Source organism: Bacillus sp. SIMBA_031 (assembly GCF_046535225.1).
In the GTDB taxonomy this organism is placed as follows: Bacteria; Bacillota; Bacilli; order Bacillales; family Bacillaceae; genus Bacillus; species Bacillus velezensis.
Genome location: NZ_JAWRXC010000002.1, coordinates 20,782 through 36,727, shown reverse-complemented (window position 1 = coordinate 36,727; position 15,946 = coordinate 20,782). Strand labels below are relative to the sequence as shown.

Sequence of the window (15,946 nt, the reverse complement as noted above, 5' to 3'; positions counted from 1 at the left end):
CATGGCGATTGAACAAATGGCTATGCCTCAGCTCGGAGAGAGCGTGACGGAAGGGACGATCAGCAAGTGGCTGGTATCCCCCGGTGATCAAGTGAATAAATATGACCCCATTGCGGAGGTCATGACGGATAAAGTGAATGCGGAGGTGCCGTCTTCTTTTACCGGTACGATTACAGAACTTGTAGGAGAAGAAGGCCAGACTCTTGCAGTCGGCGAGATCATCTGCAAAATTGAAACAGAAGAAACGGAAACCGAAGAGGCGCCGAAGCGGGAAGAAGAGCAGAATACTCCTTCAGACACTGATGCAAACCGTCAAGGTAAAGATCAGTCAAATAAAGCGCGTTATTCGCCGGCCGTGCTCAGATTAGCGGGAGAACACGGCATTCAGCTTGAAGAAGTTGAAGGAACGGGTGCAGGCGGAAGAATTACGCGAAAAGACATTCAAAAAATCATTGATTCGGGAATGCAGCAGAAGTCGGAAGCACCGGCGCCGGCTGCCGTTCAAACAACGCAACAAGCGCCGAAACAACAGCAAAAACAAGCGCCGGCACCAGCTCTGTCAGCCGGTGATATTGAAATTCCGGTTACAGGCGTCAGAAAAGCCATCGCCGCCAATATGCATAAAAGCAAAACAGAAATTCCGCATGCCTGGACGATGATGGAAGTCGACGTCACGAACATGACGGCGTACAGAAACAGCATTAAAGACTCATTTAAACAAAAAGAAGGCTTCAATTTAACATTTTTCGCTTTCTTTGTAAAAGCGGCGGCTCAGGCTCTCAAGGAGTTCCCGCAGATGAACAGCATGTGGGCGGGAGACAAAATCGTCCAAAAGAAAGACATCAACATCTCCATTGCCGTTGCCACGGAAGATTCGCTGTTTGTTCCGGTTATTAAGCATGCTGATGAAAAAACGATTAAAGGCATAGCCAGAGAAATAACGGATCTTGCGAAAAAAGTGAGAAACGGAAAACTTACTGCGGAAGATATGCAGGGCGGCACATTTACCGTCAATAACACGGGATCTTTCGGCTCAGTTCAATCTATGGGCATTATCAACCATCCGCAGGCGGCGATTCTTCAGGTAGAATCTATCGTCAAACGTCCGGTTGTTATGAATAACGGGATGATCGCCGTTCGTGATATGGTTAATCTTTGCCTGTCTTTAGATCACAGGGTGCTCGACGGGCTCGTGTGCGGCCGATTCCTCGGACGCGTCAAAGAGATCTTAGAAAACATTGATGAACATACTTCCGTCTATTAAAAAAAACTCCTTTTGTCCGGGCGGCAAAAGGAGCTTTTTTTATTTTTATTGTGAATCCTCGGGAACAAGCATAGTGAGATGATGTTTTTTCACTTCGATCGTACAAGGTGTTGTTCCGTATACCTCGCCATCTGTATCCGCGCCCATTTCACGTCCGGTTTCGATTTCAATTCTGGAGGCCTGAATATAGGACAGCTCCCCTTTGAAATCATCAAATGAACCCTGCTCCATCGTCATCAGCTCCCGCAGCGCGGCAAGGCTTGTGTTGCGGCAGATTAACACATCGGCTAAGCCGTCCTGGAGGCTGGCATCAGGCAGGGGAACTCTGTTTGTCCCGATATAATGCCCGTTCATGACAAGCACCATTACGGCTTCGTCTTCTTTCACCTCGCCGTCAATCGTCAATTTGACAGGAAACGGGTTCGCGCTTGTCATCGTCCGCAAGGCGCTCGTGAAGTAGCTGATTTTACCAAGCCATGCTTTTTCAGTTTCATTGATATGGCTTGATGCTTCGGTGATCAGTCCGATGCCCCAGAAGTTCAGAAAATAGCCGTCATCCGTTTTACAGACGTCAATCATCCGTTTATGTCCGGCCGCGAGCGCTTCAGCGGCCTTTTGGAGGTTTTGCGGGATGCCGAGCGCCCGGGAGAAATCGTTGCACGTTCCTCCTGGCAAAATGCCGACAGCGGGTCTGTGATCACGCTTGCTGATGCTGTTGATGCATTGATGCACAGTGCCGTCTCCGCCTAAAATATATAAATGGTCAACTGAACTGTCGAGATTTTCACAATACTGACGGGCGTCATCCTGATGTTTGGTCGGTTTAATCAGAAGTTCGTCAGCTGACTGGGCCAAAATGGGGATGACCGTGCCGAGCGTTTTATCAATCTGCTTTTGACCGGCGTTTCCGTTATAAATTAAAACTGCTTTCCGTTGGCTCATATGACTGCTCCTTTATTTCAGACAATCTCCTTACCAAGTTTCCCGTTTTTAAAGGGTCATAAACTTACATCGGGAACATAAAAGGGACAAAAAACAATTGGATATGAGCGGTGTCATTTGCCGATAGGGAGGTTCCTTGCTATCATAAGAAGAGATGATCAAAAAGGAGAGGTCCCAGTTGAATATGGATTTTAATTTATTTATGAATGATGTCGTGCGTCAAGCCCGCCAGGAAATCACGGCCGCCGGGTATACAGAGCTGAAAACCGCTGAGGAAGTGGACGAAGCGCTTTCGAAAAAAGGAACGACACTCGTCATGGTCAACTCTGTGTGCGGATGCGCAGGCGGTATTGCACGGCCTGCCGCGTACCATTCCGTACATTACGATAAACGCCCGGATCAGCTTGTGACGGTATTTGCCGGACAGGATAAAGAAGCGACAGCCAAAGCGAGAGAATACTTTGAAGGCTATCCGCCGTCCTCTCCGTCATTTGCCATTTTAAAAGACGGGAAAATCATGAAAATGGTGGAACGCCATGAAATTGAAGGCCATGAGCCGATGGCCGTCGTCACAAAACTGCAGGAAGCATTTGAAGAATATTGTGAAGAAGTATAAGTGAAAGAAAAACCCCGGAGCAAGCGCTTGCTCCGGGGTTTTTTATATGGAATCTGTATAAATATAAATATTTATACATCGGCGTTCAGCTGTCACTAATCTGAAAAACAATGACTATAATAAACACAGAAAGGAAAATATATTTTTCGAAAATAGTATTGCATCACAATTAAAAAGTGTTTAAAATACAAGTTAACGAATAAATATTCAAATTTAAGAGATCAGTAGATATGGGGGAAATGAATCATGAAGAAATGGCTGTTGGTATTAGCTGCCGCATGTATCACCTTTGCGCTGTCCGCCTGCGGATCAGGCAATTCAGGCTCAGAGGGCGGAAAGAACAAGCTGATTATGGGTACATCGGCTGACTATAAACCATTTGAATATAAAGACGGCGATCAGATCACCGGGTTTGACGTTGATCTGGCGAAAGCTCTGGGCAAAAAGACCGGCTATGACGTTGAGGTGCGAGACATGGACTTCAACAGCCTGATTACAGCCTTGAAGTCCAAGCAGGTAGATATGATTTTATCTGGAATGACACCTACGCCGGAACGGAAAAAGCAAGTTGATTTTTCTGATATTTATTATACTGCTAACAATATGATCGTTACGAAAAAGGGAAGCAGCATTAAATCCCTGAATGATCTGAAAGGCAAAACCGTCGGTGTTCAGCTCGGCTCCATTCAAGAGGAAAAAGGCAAGAAGCTCGCTTCGAAATACGGTTTTCAGCTCGAAGACCGCAACCGGATCTCAGACTTAACCGAAGAGATCAAATCCGGGCGTTTTGATGCCGCGATTATCGAAGACATCGTAGCACAAGGCTATTTCAGTTCAAATCAAGATCTGCAGGGCTTTGCGTCAGCAGATGCGAAATCAGACGAATCGGGCTCCGCGATTGCGTTCCGCAAAGACAGTGATCTGACAGCGAAGTTCAACAAAGCGCTGAAAGAAATGGAGAAAAACGGAGAAATCGAAAAACTGAAGAAAAAATGGTTCACCAACGAGAAATAAAAGAAAGCTCAACTTTTCGTTGAGCTTTTTATCTTGAATAAAGACAAAGGAGATCACACGTATGAATTTGGATTTCTCAGCGACAATCCCCCAAATTCCTTTTATATTGGAAGGCCTTGCGGTCACATTAAAAATTGTGCTCGTTTCAGCGGCCATCGGTCTTGTATTAGGCATCGTGCTCAGCTTATTTAAAATCAGCACGATCAGTCCGCTGAAATGGATTGCGGATTTTTATACTTCGATATTCCGCGGCACGCCGCTCGTGCTGCAGCTGATGATCATCTATTTCGGTATGCCGCAGCTCCTCGGCTTTCAGATCGATCAATTTTGGGCGGCGGTCACCGCATTATCGCTCAATTCAGCCGCTTACGTCTCTGAAATTATCAGAGCGGGAATCAACGCAATTGACAAAGGACAAAAAGAGGCTGCCGTCGCTCTCGGCGTGCCATACGGAAAAATGATGAAAGATCTGCTGCTGCCGCAGGCGTTTAAAAACATTTCTCCGGCTATTATTAACGAATTAATCACCTTAACGAAAGAATCGGCGATCGTCACAGTTATCGGTCTTGGCGACATTATGAGACGGGCCTACCAGTCCGGCGCCGCAACATACAACTATTTAGAACCTCTTATTGTGGCGGGCTTAATCTATTACGTGCTCGTTTTGATCTTAGCATTCATCGGAAAAGGCGTAGAAAGGAAGCTGAAAGCCAATGATTAAGGTCGACAACCTGTCAAAATCATTCGGGAAACACGAAGTACTGAAAAACATTTCAACACAGATCGAAGAAGGGGAAGTCGTCGCTGTCATCGGCCCTTCCGGTTCCGGCAAATCAACGTTTCTGCGCTGCTTAAATCTGCTGGAAACCCCGAGCGGCGGAACGATTGCCATTAAAGAAAACGAAATTACCGCAGCTAAAACGAATAAACTGAAAGTGCGGGAAAATATCGGCATGGTATTTCAGCATTTTCATTTGTTTCCTCATAAAACGGTGCTTGAAAATATCACATACGCGCCGGTCAGCGTGAAGAAAGAGTCTAAAAAGGAGGCGGAGGAAAAGGCGTGCGCTCTCCTTGAGAAAGTCGGACTGCTTGACAAACGGAACGACTATCCGAATCGTTTGTCAGGCGGACAGAAGCAGCGGGTCGCCATCGCGCGGGCGCTTGCCATGAATCCTGACATCATGCTGTTTGATGAACCGACCTCGGCTCTTGACCCGGAAATGGTCAAAGAAGTTCTTGAGGTAATGAAAGAGCTCGCGCAGACGGGCATGACGATGGTGATCGTAACGCACGAAATGGGGTTTGCCAAAGAAGTGGCAGACCGCGTATTATTTATGGATGAAGGGACGATCGTGGAAGACGGGCAGCCGGAAGAATTTTTTCTTTCTCCGAAGTCAAAAAGAGCACAGGACTTTTTAGAAAAAATATTATAAAATATAACTGGAAGAAAAGAAGAAGGGTGCTCTTCTTCTTTTTTTTGAGAAAGAAACAAACAGAATGGAGCAAGCAATGTTTAAAATCGGTTACCGCACACTAAAGACCGCACTTGGAACGGCGCTGGCCATTTATTTAGCCCAGCTGTTGCATCTGCAAAACTTCGCATCCGCAGGAATCATCACCATATTGTGCATCCAGATTACGCAAAAGCGGTCGCTTCAGGCCTCGTGGGCCCGATTTGCCGCCTGTTTATTGGCGATCGTCTTCTCATATGTCTTTTTCGGGCTGATTGGCTATTATCCGTTTGCGATCGGAATATTGCTGGTGCTGTTCATTCCGACTACAGTCGTTTTAAAAATAAACGAAGGGATTGTCACCAGCTCAGTAATCATTCTTCATTTATATATGTCCGGCGGCATTACGATGGCGTTTATCTGGAATGAGTTCCAGCTGATCACTGTAGGTATAGGCGTCGCGCTGTTAATGAATCTGTATATGCCGAGCCTCGACAGAAAACTCGCGGCGTACCGGAAAAAAATTGAGGACAACTTTTCCGTCATCTTCGCCGAAATCGAACGGTATTTGTTAACTGGGGAGCAAGATTGGTCGGGGAAGGAAATACCGGAGACGCATCAGATGATTCAAGAGGCGAAAAACCTCGCCTATCGGGACGTGCAGAATCATATTTTGCGCCATGAAAATCTTTACTATCATTATTTTAAGATGAGACAGAAACAATTTGAAATCATTGAACGGCTGCTGCCGAAGATTACCTCTATTTCAATAACGGTGGAGCAGGGCAAAATAATCGCCCATTTCATCCATGAATTAAGGGAAGCCATTCATCCCGGCAATACCGCTCATAAATTTTTAAAAAGACTTGCAGAAATGAGAACGGAATTTGAAGAAATGCCGCTCCCGGCAACGCGCGAGGAGTTTGAAGCGCGGGCGGCTTTGTTCCACCTCCTCGGTGAGATGGAACAATATCTCGTGATTAAAAGTTATTTCAAAGGCATCAAGCTGTAAAAAACATATGGATCAATCGCATGAGTCCTCCTTTCATTGGTCATTCTAATGAAAAAAGGAGGGGAGCCCATGCGATTTTTTTTATTGTCAGCCGCCCTGCTGCTGTCTCCGCTTTGGCCGCTTGGCGCAAACCCTTTGCCGGGTGACCCTTATATTATCGTCAATAAAGCCACAAATGCGCTTGCTGTTGTGAAGGATAACCGAATAGAAGGCATTTATCAGGTGGCGACGGGAAAAACGGATGATTTGACGCCTGAAGGAGAATTTACGGTAACGGTCAAAGCCGTCAATCCGTATTACCGGAAGAAAAATGTAAAAGGAGGCGCGCCGGAAAACCCGCTCGGCGTCCGCTGGATCGGTTTTGACGCGAAAGGAACCGACGGCAGGATATACGGCATTCACGGAACAAACAGAGAAGAGCTGATCGGGGGGTTTGTATCAAACGGCTGCATCCGTATGAAAAACCGGGATGTCATCCGTATTTTCCGGATTATCCCTCCCGGAACGAAAGTATTGATTACAAAAGAAAACCGCTCATTCGAGGACATTGCAATAGAGCGGAAAGCCCTCATAAAAAAGCAGGAAACCCCCTTGCAATGAGGCGCCTGCTTTTTTACCGCAAATACATCATAATGCCTGAGAGGAGGGTTGAAAGTATAAATACGCCTAAAATGACGATGACGGCGCTTTTCATAAATTTTTGAGACATTGTTTCACTCCTTAAGATTACTGTCTATCATTTTAACGTGTTTTGCTTGTATGAACAAGCCATATCCTATGGCGGAAAGCAGGTGGCCGCGATATGAAAAAACTTGATCATGTCGGCATTGCCGTCAGCTCTATTGAAGCTGCGAGAGGATTTTACGAACGGATGCTCGGGCTTACGTATATGGGAGACGAGCTGGTAAGCGGCCAAAATGTGAGAGTTGCTTTTTTAGAGGCGGGAGGCACAAAGCTTGAGCTGATTGAGCCGCTGTCGGACGCGTCTCCCGTCAGCTCTTTTTTACAGAAAAGAGGCGAAGGGCTGCATCATTTGGCATTCCGCTGCGCCGATATGAAGGAAACGATCAAGGAGCTTGAAGCATGCCGCATGACTTTGATCCATCATGAACCGCAAAACGGAGCGGGCGGGAAGAAGATCGCATTTCTCTCTCCAAAAGAGGCGAACGGGGTCCTGATTGAGCTTTGTGAAACAATTGAAAAAGGAGAAACTCAAGATGAGCATGAGTGATCATATCAGACACTTAAACGAAAGACGTTCCTTTTTAACAAACGGCGGCGGAGCGGAAAAAAATGAAAAACAGCACAAAAAAGGCAAGCTGACGGCAAGAGAAAGAATTGATTATTTATTGGACGAAGACAGTTTTTCAGAGCTGCAGCCGTTTGCCAAAAGCCGCATGCCCGGGTGCCGGAATGCTCCGGGAGACGGCGTCGTTACCGGATACGGCACAATTGACGGACGGCCCGTGTATTTGTTTGCCCATGACTTTACCGTACTCGGCGGGACGCTCGGCGAGACACATGCGGAAAAAATCGCGGCGGTAATGGATCTGGCGGCGAAAAATAAAACTCCGATCATCGGGCTGAACGACTCAGGTGGTGCGAGAATTCAAGAGGGTGTGGTATCATTAAATGGATACGGTCATATCTTTAGGCGCAACGTCCTTTACTCGGGAGTGATTCCGCAAATTTCTGTCATCCTTGGACCGTGTGCCGGCGGTGCTGTTTATTCACCCGCATTGACGGATTTTGTGATTATGGCGGAACATACGTCGCACATGTTTATTACAGGCCCGAAAGTCATTGAACAGGTTACGGGTGAACAGATTGACGCGGAAAGTTTAGGCGGTGCGGGAATACATAATGTGATAAGCGGAAATGCCCACTATTCCGCACGAACGGAAAAAGAGGCTCTTTCCGCTGTGAAAACCCTGCTTTCTTATCTCCCGCACGGCGGACAGACGGCATTGCCCGTTAAAAAGGAAGACGCCAGACCGTTATTAAATACCCTCGTTCCCGCGGACAGTTCGAAACCTTACGATGTGTTACAGGTAATAAAAGAGCTGGCGGATGACGGAACGTTTTTTGACATTCAGCCGTATTTTGCCAAAAACATTGCTGTCGGTTTTCTGAAACTCGGACGGCGTACAGTCGGTGTTGTCGCAAACCAGCCGAAACACTTGGCGGGGAGCCTCACGATTGATGCCGCCGACAAAGCGTCGAGATTCATCCGTTTTTGCGACGCGTTTCATATTCCGCTATTGACGATCGCTGATGTTCCGGGATTTCTCCCGGGCCTTCAGCAGGAGCATGCGGGAATCATCCGTCACGGAGCAAAATTGCTGTATGCTTTTGCCGAAGCGACGGTGCCGAAAGTGACGCTCATCATCAGAAAAGCTTACGGAGGCGCCTATGTCGCCATGAATTCGAAAGGGCTCGGGGCAGATCTTGTATTCGCCTGGCCCAATGCGGAAATCGCCGTGATGGGAGCGGAAGGCGCGGCGTCGATTTTATACAGCAGAGACATACAGGCTTCTGACGACCCGGAGAAAACGAAGCGCGAAAAAAAAGCCATATACGAGAAGGAAAACGCCGGTCCGTATAAAGCGGCGGCCTGCGGAATGGTGGATGATATCATCCGGCCGGAAGACTCGAGGAAAAAATTGATTCTGGCATTTGACATGCTTGCGCATAAGGAAGAGGAAAGACCAAAAAAAAAGCACGGTAATATACCGCTTTAAACGGAGGGAACTGAAAATGGTAAACGAAAAACGTCTGCTTGAAGAATTTCTTGAACTCGTTCAAATTGATTCAGAGACAAAACATGAAGCGGAAATCAGCAAGGTGCTCAAACAAAAATTCACTGATTTAGGATTGAGCGTAAAAGAAGATGATACAAAAGAAGTGACGGGGCATGGAGCCGGCAACTTAATCTGTACGTTAAAGGGCACAAAAGATGCGGATACGATTTATTTCACATCGCACATGGACACGGTTGTCCCGGGCAAAGGCGTTAAGCCGATTGTGGAAGACGGCTATGTAAAATCCGACGGCACGACGATTCTCGGCGCTGATGATAAGACGGGTCTTGCCGCAATGTTTGAAGCCATTAAAGTGCTGAAAGAACAAAACATCGAGCACGGCACCATTGAATTCATTATCACGGCCGGAGAAGAATCGGGATTAGTCGGGGCAAAAGCAATGGATCGTTCAGACATTACCGCGAAATACGGTTTTGCGCTTGATTCAGACGGAAAAGTCGGCAACATTATTGTAGCCGCGCCGACACAAGCGAAAGTGAGAGCAACCATTTTCGGGAAAACGGCTCATGCGGGGGTAGAACCGGAAAAAGGCATCTCCGCGATTACAATCGCGTCAAAAGCTATCTCAAAAATGCCGCTTGGCCGTATTGATAAAGAAACAACGGCTAATATCGGACGTTTCGAAGGCGGCACGCAAACCAATATCGTCTGCGACCAGGTTGATATTCTGGCTGAAGCGCGTTCATTAGTGCCTGAAAAAATGGAAGCGCAAGTGCAGAAAATGAAAGAAGCTTTCGAATCTGCTGCAGCTGAGATGGGAGGCCGCGCGGAAGTGGACATCGCGGTCATGTATCCGGGTTTCAAATATCAGGACGGCGATCAGGTTGTGGAAGTCGCGAAAAAAGCGGCGGCAAAAATCGGCCGGCCGAGCGAACTTCAGACAAGCGGCGGCGGAAGTGACGCAAACGTCATTGCCGGCCACGGCATTCCGACAGTCAACCTGTCAGTAGGCTATGAACAAATCCATACGAAAAATGAAAAAATGCCGATTGAAGAGCTCGTCAAAACGGCGGAAATGGTCGTTGCCATTATCGAAACAGCGGCCAACTAAAAACGAAGCACCCAGTTGAATGGGTGCTTTTTTCATTCTTCATGATAATTGGCTTAAACCTTTGCAGATACAAGAAAAAAACCCTGCCGGATAGGTTCCGGCAGGGTTTCAGTATTATGATTTGGCGGGCTCCGCCTGAGCCGCAGCTTGTTTCTTTTTATGATGCGTCTGCTGTAAAAGTACATTCTGCACTGTCAAAAACAGTCCGCTTGTAAACCAGTAAAGCGGCAGCGCAGCCGGTACGTTAAGTGAAAAAATGGTCATCATGACAGGGAAAATAAAGACCATGATTTTTGCTGACTGCATCGCGGCCGGATTTTGAGCAGCCGGTGAATATTTCTCGTTTAATTTTTGGGAAATATAAGCCTGTAAGAAATACATGGCCCCCGCGCACAGTGATACAAGAATATCAGAATGCCCTAAGCTGAACCACAGAAATGAGTGTGAAGCGATTTCCGGCGTTGAGCGGATGGCGTAATAAAAACCGATCAAAATCGGGAATTGCACCAGCATCGGAAGACATCCCATTGCCATCGGATTCAGATTGTGCTCACGGTAAAGCTTCATCATTTCCATTTGCAGTTCTTTTTGTTTTTCCGCATCTTTCGTTTGTTTTATTTTAGCCTGAATGCTGTCGACCTGCGGTTTGATCACAGCCATTTTTTCCTGAAACACCCGCTGTTTCTTAAATTGGTTCACAAACAAAGGCAATACAACGATCCGGACGATAATCGTCACCAGAATAATCGACAGTCCGTACTCACCGTGGAACAGGCCCGCCACACCTTTTAAAAGTGCCGAAAACGGCTCGATCAGGTAATCGTGGAAAAAACCGATATTCCCGAGGCCTCCCGTCTGAGTCTGAGATGTCGCCGCAAAAGCCGAGCGGCCTGTGCACAGTACGATAAAAAACAATCCGAATGCGATCCATTTTTGATATGTTTTAGACAATTATGTCTCCTCCTTTTTATCTTCACTTGCCGTTATAAAAGGAGGAAGCTGACATCTTCATCATCATTCGCCGGTGAATTCATGCGGATGACTTTACGTATCCAAGTTGTAATGCGATGATATATAATAATAAGAAAGTCTGTTCGGTTCAGCTGAACGACTGCTTGATGTTCATCTATTCGTTTCGTTCTCCAATGCTCGCCTGCGCGGCGCTCACGCAAAAGAAAAGCGATGCCGATCGCGGTCAGAGCGGGAAGAATAATTGTGAAAAAATCGACTAAAAATAAAAAGTCATTCATTGACTCAAGAATCATTTTATCACATCCATTCAGCTCTTATTTTACTACATATATATAAGGTTGTCTATGAAAGGAAAGGAGGCGCCGGGAGTGGCCGGAAAAGGGAGAATTATATTTCATATCGATATGAACAGTTTTTATGCCTCCGTAGAAATGGCGTATGATCCGTCTTTAAGAGGAAAACCTATCGCCGTTGCCGGAAACGTGAAGGAACGGAAAGGAATCATCGTCACCTGCAGCTACGAAGCGAGAGCGCGGGGCGTAAAGACCACCATGCCGGTGTGGCGGGCAAAACGCCTCTGTCCGGAACTCATCGTCGTGCCTCCGAATTTTGACCGCTACCGGAGTTCATCAAAAGAAATGTTCAGCATTCTGAGGGAGTATACGGATTTAGTCGAGCCTGTTTCTATTGATGAAGGATACATGGATATTACGGACACACCGCACAGACACAGGGCGTATGAGACAGCCGAAGACATTCAGGCGAGACTGCAAAAAGAGCTTTTGCTTCCGTCAAGCATCGGCATCGCCCCGAATAAATTTCTCGCCAAAATGGCGTCTGACATGAAAAAACCGCTCGGCATCACCATTTTAAGAAAAAGAGAGCTGCCGGATGTCTTATGGCCTCTTCCGATTGAAGAGATGCACGGTATAGGAACGAAAACTGCGGAAAAAATAAAAACGCTCGGCATCAAAACGATCGGTGATTTGGCAAAAGGAGATGAACATGCGCTGAAAACGCTTCTCGGCATAAACGGCCCGAGGCTGAAGGATAAAGCGAACGGCATCCATCCTGCAGAAGTCAATCCCGAGCGGATTTATGAATTTAAAAGCGTCGGCAACTCATCCACCCTGTCGCATGATTCGGCTGACTGGGATGAATTAACGGGCGTGTTTGACCGGCTCGCGCTGTCTGTGAGCGAACGGCTCCAGCGTAAGGAGGTCATGGCCTGCCGGCTGTTCATCATGATTCGGTATGCGGATTGGAAAACAGTCACAAGAAGCATGATCCTCAGCAATCCGGCTGATCAGAAAAAAGACATCATGGAAGCGGCGATGGAACTGTTTGACAAGCACTGGAACCAAAACCCGGTAAGGCTTCTCGGCATCACCGGGACGGAACTGGTTGAAAAACAGCAGGCGTATAAACAGCTTGATCTGTTTTCATTCAAGGAGGACGCAAAGGATGAGCCGATTTTTCAGATGATGAACGAGCTGAATGAAAAGTACGGCCAAAACCTGATCAGAAAAGGCGCCGTTATAAAAAAAGAAGAAAGCAAAACAAGGGGAACGAGCTTTAACAGAGACTTTTTCCAGGATGAAAAGAAAAGGTGAATAACTTGAAAAAAGGGATTATGTATGATAATTTCTTTAGTATAAATATCATTTTATTTTAATTTAAATTTTAAAATGGTTAAACGTTTGAAGAAGGGACGTTAGAATATGTCAAAACAACAAATCGGAGTTATCGGTCTTGCGGTAATGGGTAAAAATCTGGCTCTTAACATCGAAAGCCGGGGATTTTCTGTGTCTGTATACAACAGATCAAGCAGCAAAACGGAAGAGTTTTTAGAAGAGGCAAAAGGCAAAAATGTTGTCGGTACATACAGCATTGAGGAGTTTGTCCAGTCTCTTGAAACACCCCGTAAAATTTTATTAATGGTTAAAGCGGGAACTGCAACGGATGCGACGATTCAATCTCTTCTTCCTCATCTGGAAAAAGACGATATTTTGATTGACGGCGGAAATACATACTATAAAGATACGCAGCGCCGGAACAAAGAGCTTGCCGAAAGCGGCATTCACTTTATCGGAACGGGTGTATCAGGCGGTGAAGAGGGAGCGCTGAAAGGGCCTTCTATTATGCCGGGCGGCCAAAAGGAAGCGCACAAACTCGTGAAACCGATTCTAGAAGCCATTTCTGCTAAAGTGGACGGAGAAGCTTGTACGACATACATCGGCCCGGACGGAGCGGGGCACTATGTAAAAATGGTGCACAACGGTATCGAATACGGTGACATGCAGCTGATCTCTGAGTCATATTTCATTTTGAAACAGGTGCTCGGATTGTCTGCCGAAGAGCTTCACGAAGTATTCGCTGAGTGGAACAAAGGAGAGCTTGACAGCTATCTGATCGAAATCACGGCTGACATTTTCACTAAAAAAGATGAAGAAACGGGCAAACCGCTTGTTGACGTCATCCTTGATAAAGCAGGCCAAAAAGGAACGGGTAAATGGACAAGCCAAAGTGCTCTTGACTTAGGCGTGCCGCTTCCGATTATCACTGAATCTGTTTTTGCGCGTTTCATTTCCGCAATGAAAGAAGAGCGTGTGAAAGCAAGCAGCCTTCTGTCCGGGCCAGACGTTAAGCCGGTCACTGAAAATAAAGAAGAGCTGATTGAAGCGGTCAGAAAAGCGCTCTTCATGAGTAAAATCTGTTCTTACGCACAAGGCTTCGCCCAAATGAAAGCCGCGTCTGAAGAATATAACTGGGATCTGAAATACGGTGAAATCGCGATGATCTTCCGCGGCGGCTGTATCATCCGCGCGGCGTTCCTGCAAAAGATCAAAGACGCATATGACCGTGAACCGGAGCTTGACAACCTGCTGTTAGACAGCTACTTCAAAAACATTGCAGAAAGCTACCAAGGCGCCCTTCGCCAAGTGATTTCACTTGCCGTAGCCCAAGGCGTGCCGGTACCTTCGTTCTCAAGCGCACTTGCGTATTACGACAGCTACCGTACGGCAGTGCTTCCTGCAAACTTGATTCAAGCGCAGCGTGATTACTTCGGCGCGCATACGTATGAACGCACAGATAAAGAAGGCATTTTCCATACTGAATGGATGAAGTAATGAAGAAGCCCCCGCAGTTATTGCGGGGGCTTTTCTGATATTAAAAACCGCGGGCCGTCCATGAACGGCGCCGCGGTTTTTTGATGTTTTCTTATATATTCCACCAGTGGAGACCGTCTTTTTCAAGAAGATCGTCCGAAGCTTTCGGTCCCATTGACCCGGCTTCATAATTCGGAGAAAGGGTTTTGTCGGCTGCCCACGTTTCGGAAATCGCATCGACGAAATTCCATGAAAGCGCCACTTCGTCCCAATGGGCAAAGTTTGTCGCATCACCGAGCAGACAGTCATGGATTAATTTTTCATAGGCTTCCGGTGTGTTCATTTCATCACTGCAGTTGCTGCAGTAATCCAGCTTAATCGGCTGAGCATGAGCGGCTCCGCCTAATTTTTTAGCGTTCAGATATAAAGTGATGCCTTCATCCGGCTGAATATGGATGACAAGCAGGTTCGGATTTACATTCGTTTCATTGCCGTAATAAAGGTTCATCGGAATGTCTTTAAATTGAACGACGATTTTCGTTGATTTTTCTTTCATCCGTTTCCCTGTGCGGATATAAAACGGAACGCCGGCCCAGCGGAAGTTATCGATTAACAGCTTTCCGGACACGAATGTTTCCGTATTGGAATCCGGTGCTACATTTTGCTCATCTGTATAGCTTGGTACAGCGTTTCCGTCAATCGTTCCCGCTTGGTATTGTCCGCGGACGAAGTAGTCGCTCACTTCGTTTGGAGCGACAGGACGGAGAGCCCTCAGCACCTTCACTTTTTCGCTGCGGATTTCTTCCGTGTTCAGTTTAATCGGCGGTTCCATCGCCAAGAGAGCGACCATTTGTAAAATATGGTTTTGAACCATATCACGGAGTGCGCCTGATTTCTCGTAATATCTCGCGCGATCCTCAACGCCGAGATCCTCACTTGACGTAATCTGGATGTTTGAGATGTAGCGGTTATTCCACAGCGGCTCAAACAGTGCATTCGCAAACCGGATGACTTCGATATTTTGAACCATTTGTTTGCCTAAGTAATGGTCGATCCGGTAAATTTGATCTTCCGTGAAAGCTTCGCGTATTTCTTTGTTAAGCTCTTTCGCACTCGGCAGATCATGGCCGAACGGTTTTTCAATGACGAGACGGGACCAGCCATTTGTCGCTGTGACACCTTCGTTTTTAAGTGATTTTGCGATAGTGCCGAAAAACTCAGGGGCCATCGCCAAGTAAAACATTCTGTTGTTCGGGATTTCATATGTATGTTCAAGCTGATCAAGCAGGACATTCAGCTCCTGATAGGAACCCGGATTCGTTACATCAAACGGATGGTAATAAAAATGAGATGTGAAATCGTCTATGTCTTTTTGCCCGGCAGAAGAAACAGACGTTTTAACGGTTTCCCGGAGGTCCTCGTTTGACCAAGGTCTTCTTCCAACACCTACAACTGCAAACTCTTCACCAATTTGACCATTTTTATATAAACGGTGAATGGATGGGTAAAGTTTTCGTTTTGCCAAATCCCCTGTGGCACCAAATATTACAATTACTGCTTTTGGTTTGTCGTTTGTTTTCACTTAGAGTACCTCACTTTATCTGAAGCATGGTTTAAAACCCCGCATATTTCCTTCATTTTAAATCTAAAATTCGTTGAAAGCAAACATTTCAGCCTGTTTTTTGCGGT

The 15,946-nt window shown here is 46.5% G+C and carries 17 protein-coding genes; 12 read left to right on the top strand and 5 right to left on the bottom strand.

The window, feature by feature from the left end; translation table 11 throughout:
• The first annotated feature begins 1 nt into the window (after position 1).
• The gene (locus tag SB724_RS06885) at positions 2-1,264 is read left to right on the top strand and encodes a dihydrolipoamide acetyltransferase family protein (RefSeq protein ID WP_032874090.1); all 1,263 of its coding nucleotides are present in this window, start codon (positions 2-4) and stop codon (positions 1,262-1,264) included.
• 45 nt (positions 1,265-1,309) lie between these two features.
• On the opposite strand, the gene SB724_RS06880 is transcribed toward SB724_RS06885, so the two are convergent.
• Positions 1,310-2,206: a YegS/Rv2252/BmrU family lipid kinase gene (locus tag SB724_RS06880; RefSeq protein ID WP_410570582.1), complete on the bottom strand. Its 897-nt coding sequence runs from the start codon at positions 2,204-2,206 to the stop codon at positions 1,310-1,312.
• A 178-nt stretch (positions 2,207-2,384) separates the two neighbouring features.
• Between SB724_RS06880 and brxB the strand changes: the two genes are divergently transcribed.
• From brxB to SB724_RS06850, 6 genes are all read left to right on the top strand, one after another.
• Positions 2,385-2,822 (top strand): bacilliredoxin BrxB, encoded by a 438-nt coding sequence (gene brxB, locus SB724_RS06875; RefSeq protein WP_003153223.1) that lies wholly within the window; start codon positions 2,385-2,387, stop codon positions 2,820-2,822.
• A gap of 246 nt (positions 2,823-3,068) precedes the next feature.
• Positions 3,069-3,836, top strand: coding sequence for an arginine ABC transporter substrate-binding protein ArtP (gene artP, locus SB724_RS06870; protein WP_308825926.1), 768 nt, complete (start codon positions 3,069-3,071; stop codon positions 3,834-3,836).
• A 61-nt stretch (positions 3,837-3,897) separates the two neighbouring features.
• Entirely contained in the window at positions 3,898-4,557 is a 660-nt protein-coding gene (gene artQ, locus SB724_RS06865; protein ID WP_265971338.1) for an arginine ABC transporter permease ArtQ, read from the top strand.
• Entirely contained in the window at positions 4,550-5,272 is a 723-nt protein-coding gene (gene artM, locus SB724_RS06860; protein ID WP_003153229.1) for an arginine ABC transporter ATP-binding protein ArtM, read from the top strand. The genes artQ and artM overlap by 8 nt, the downstream gene beginning before the upstream one ends.
• Before the next feature lie 76 nt (positions 5,273-5,348).
• A complete protein-coding gene (locus tag SB724_RS06855; protein ID WP_007408388.1) occupies positions 5,349-6,302 on the top strand; it encodes an aromatic acid exporter family protein in 954 nt (317 codons plus the stop codon).
• A gap of 69 nt (positions 6,303-6,371) precedes the next feature.
• Positions 6,372-6,902 carry a L,D-transpeptidase gene (locus tag SB724_RS06850; RefSeq protein ID WP_014418329.1) on the top strand — a complete coding sequence of 177 codons (531 nt, stop codon included), beginning with the start codon at positions 6,372-6,374 and terminating at the stop codon, positions 6,900-6,902.
• A 13-nt stretch (positions 6,903-6,915) separates the two neighbouring features.
• Here the strand turns inward: SB724_RS06850 and prli42 are convergent, their stop codons facing one another.
• Complete coding sequence (prli42, locus tag SB724_RS06845; protein WP_007408390.1) at positions 6,916-7,011, bottom strand: stressosome-associated protein Prli42; 96 nt, start codon at positions 7,009-7,011, stop codon at positions 6,916-6,918.
• Between the two features lie 93 nt (positions 7,012-7,104).
• On the opposite strand from prli42, the gene mce reads away from it, so the two are divergent.
• Genes mce through SB724_RS06830 form a run of 3 tightly spaced genes read left to right on the top strand, consistent with a single transcriptional unit; the run spans position 7,105 to position 10,175 of the window.
• Entirely contained in the window at positions 7,105-7,533 is a 429-nt protein-coding gene (gene mce / locus SB724_RS06840; RefSeq protein ID WP_015240172.1) for a methylmalonyl-CoA epimerase, read from the top strand.
• Complete coding sequence (locus tag SB724_RS06835) at positions 7,520-9,043, top strand: acyl-CoA carboxylase subunit beta (protein WP_410570578.1); 1,524 nt, start codon at positions 7,520-7,522, stop codon at positions 9,041-9,043. The genes mce and SB724_RS06835 overlap by 14 nt, the downstream gene beginning before the upstream one ends.
• 16 nt (positions 9,044-9,059) lie before the next feature.
• Positions 9,060-10,175 carry a tripeptidase T gene (locus SB724_RS06830; protein ID WP_003153237.1) on the top strand — a complete coding sequence of 372 codons (1,116 nt, stop codon included), beginning with the start codon at positions 9,060-9,062 and terminating at the stop codon, positions 10,173-10,175.
• A gap of 114 nt (positions 10,176-10,289) precedes the next feature.
• On the opposite strand, the gene SB724_RS06825 is transcribed toward SB724_RS06830, so the two are convergent.
• Together SB724_RS06825 and SB724_RS06820 are read right to left on the bottom strand one after the other, a co-directional pair.
• The gene (locus tag SB724_RS06825; RefSeq protein ID WP_038459107.1) at positions 10,290-11,126 is read right to left on the bottom strand and encodes a membrane protein insertase YidC; all 837 of its coding nucleotides are present in this window, start codon (positions 11,124-11,126) and stop codon (positions 10,290-10,292) included.
• Positions 11,127-11,158: 32 nt separating this feature from the next.
• Positions 11,159-11,440, bottom strand: a complete 282-nt coding sequence (locus tag SB724_RS06820; protein WP_003153239.1) for a hypothetical protein — start codon at positions 11,438-11,440, stop codon at positions 11,159-11,161.
• Positions 11,441-11,515: 75 nt separating this feature from the next.
• Between SB724_RS06820 and SB724_RS06815 the strand changes: the two genes are divergently transcribed.
• Both SB724_RS06815 and gndA read left to right on the top strand, forming a co-directional pair.
• Positions 11,516-12,760, top strand: coding sequence for a DNA polymerase IV (locus SB724_RS06815; RefSeq protein ID WP_410570575.1), 1,245 nt, complete (start codon positions 11,516-11,518; stop codon positions 12,758-12,760).
• Between the two features lie 108 nt (positions 12,761-12,868).
• Positions 12,869-14,278: an NADP-dependent phosphogluconate dehydrogenase gene (gene gndA, locus SB724_RS06810; protein ID WP_410570573.1), complete on the top strand. Its 1,410-nt coding sequence runs from the start codon at positions 12,869-12,871 to the stop codon at positions 14,276-14,278.
• A gap of 91 nt (positions 14,279-14,369) precedes the next feature.
• Here the strand turns inward: gndA and zwf are convergent, their stop codons facing one another.
• Positions 14,370-15,839: a glucose-6-phosphate dehydrogenase gene (gene zwf / locus SB724_RS06805; protein ID WP_045208191.1), complete on the bottom strand. Its 1,470-nt coding sequence runs from the start codon at positions 15,837-15,839 to the stop codon at positions 14,370-14,372.
• Positions 15,840-15,946: the final 107 nt, after the last annotated feature.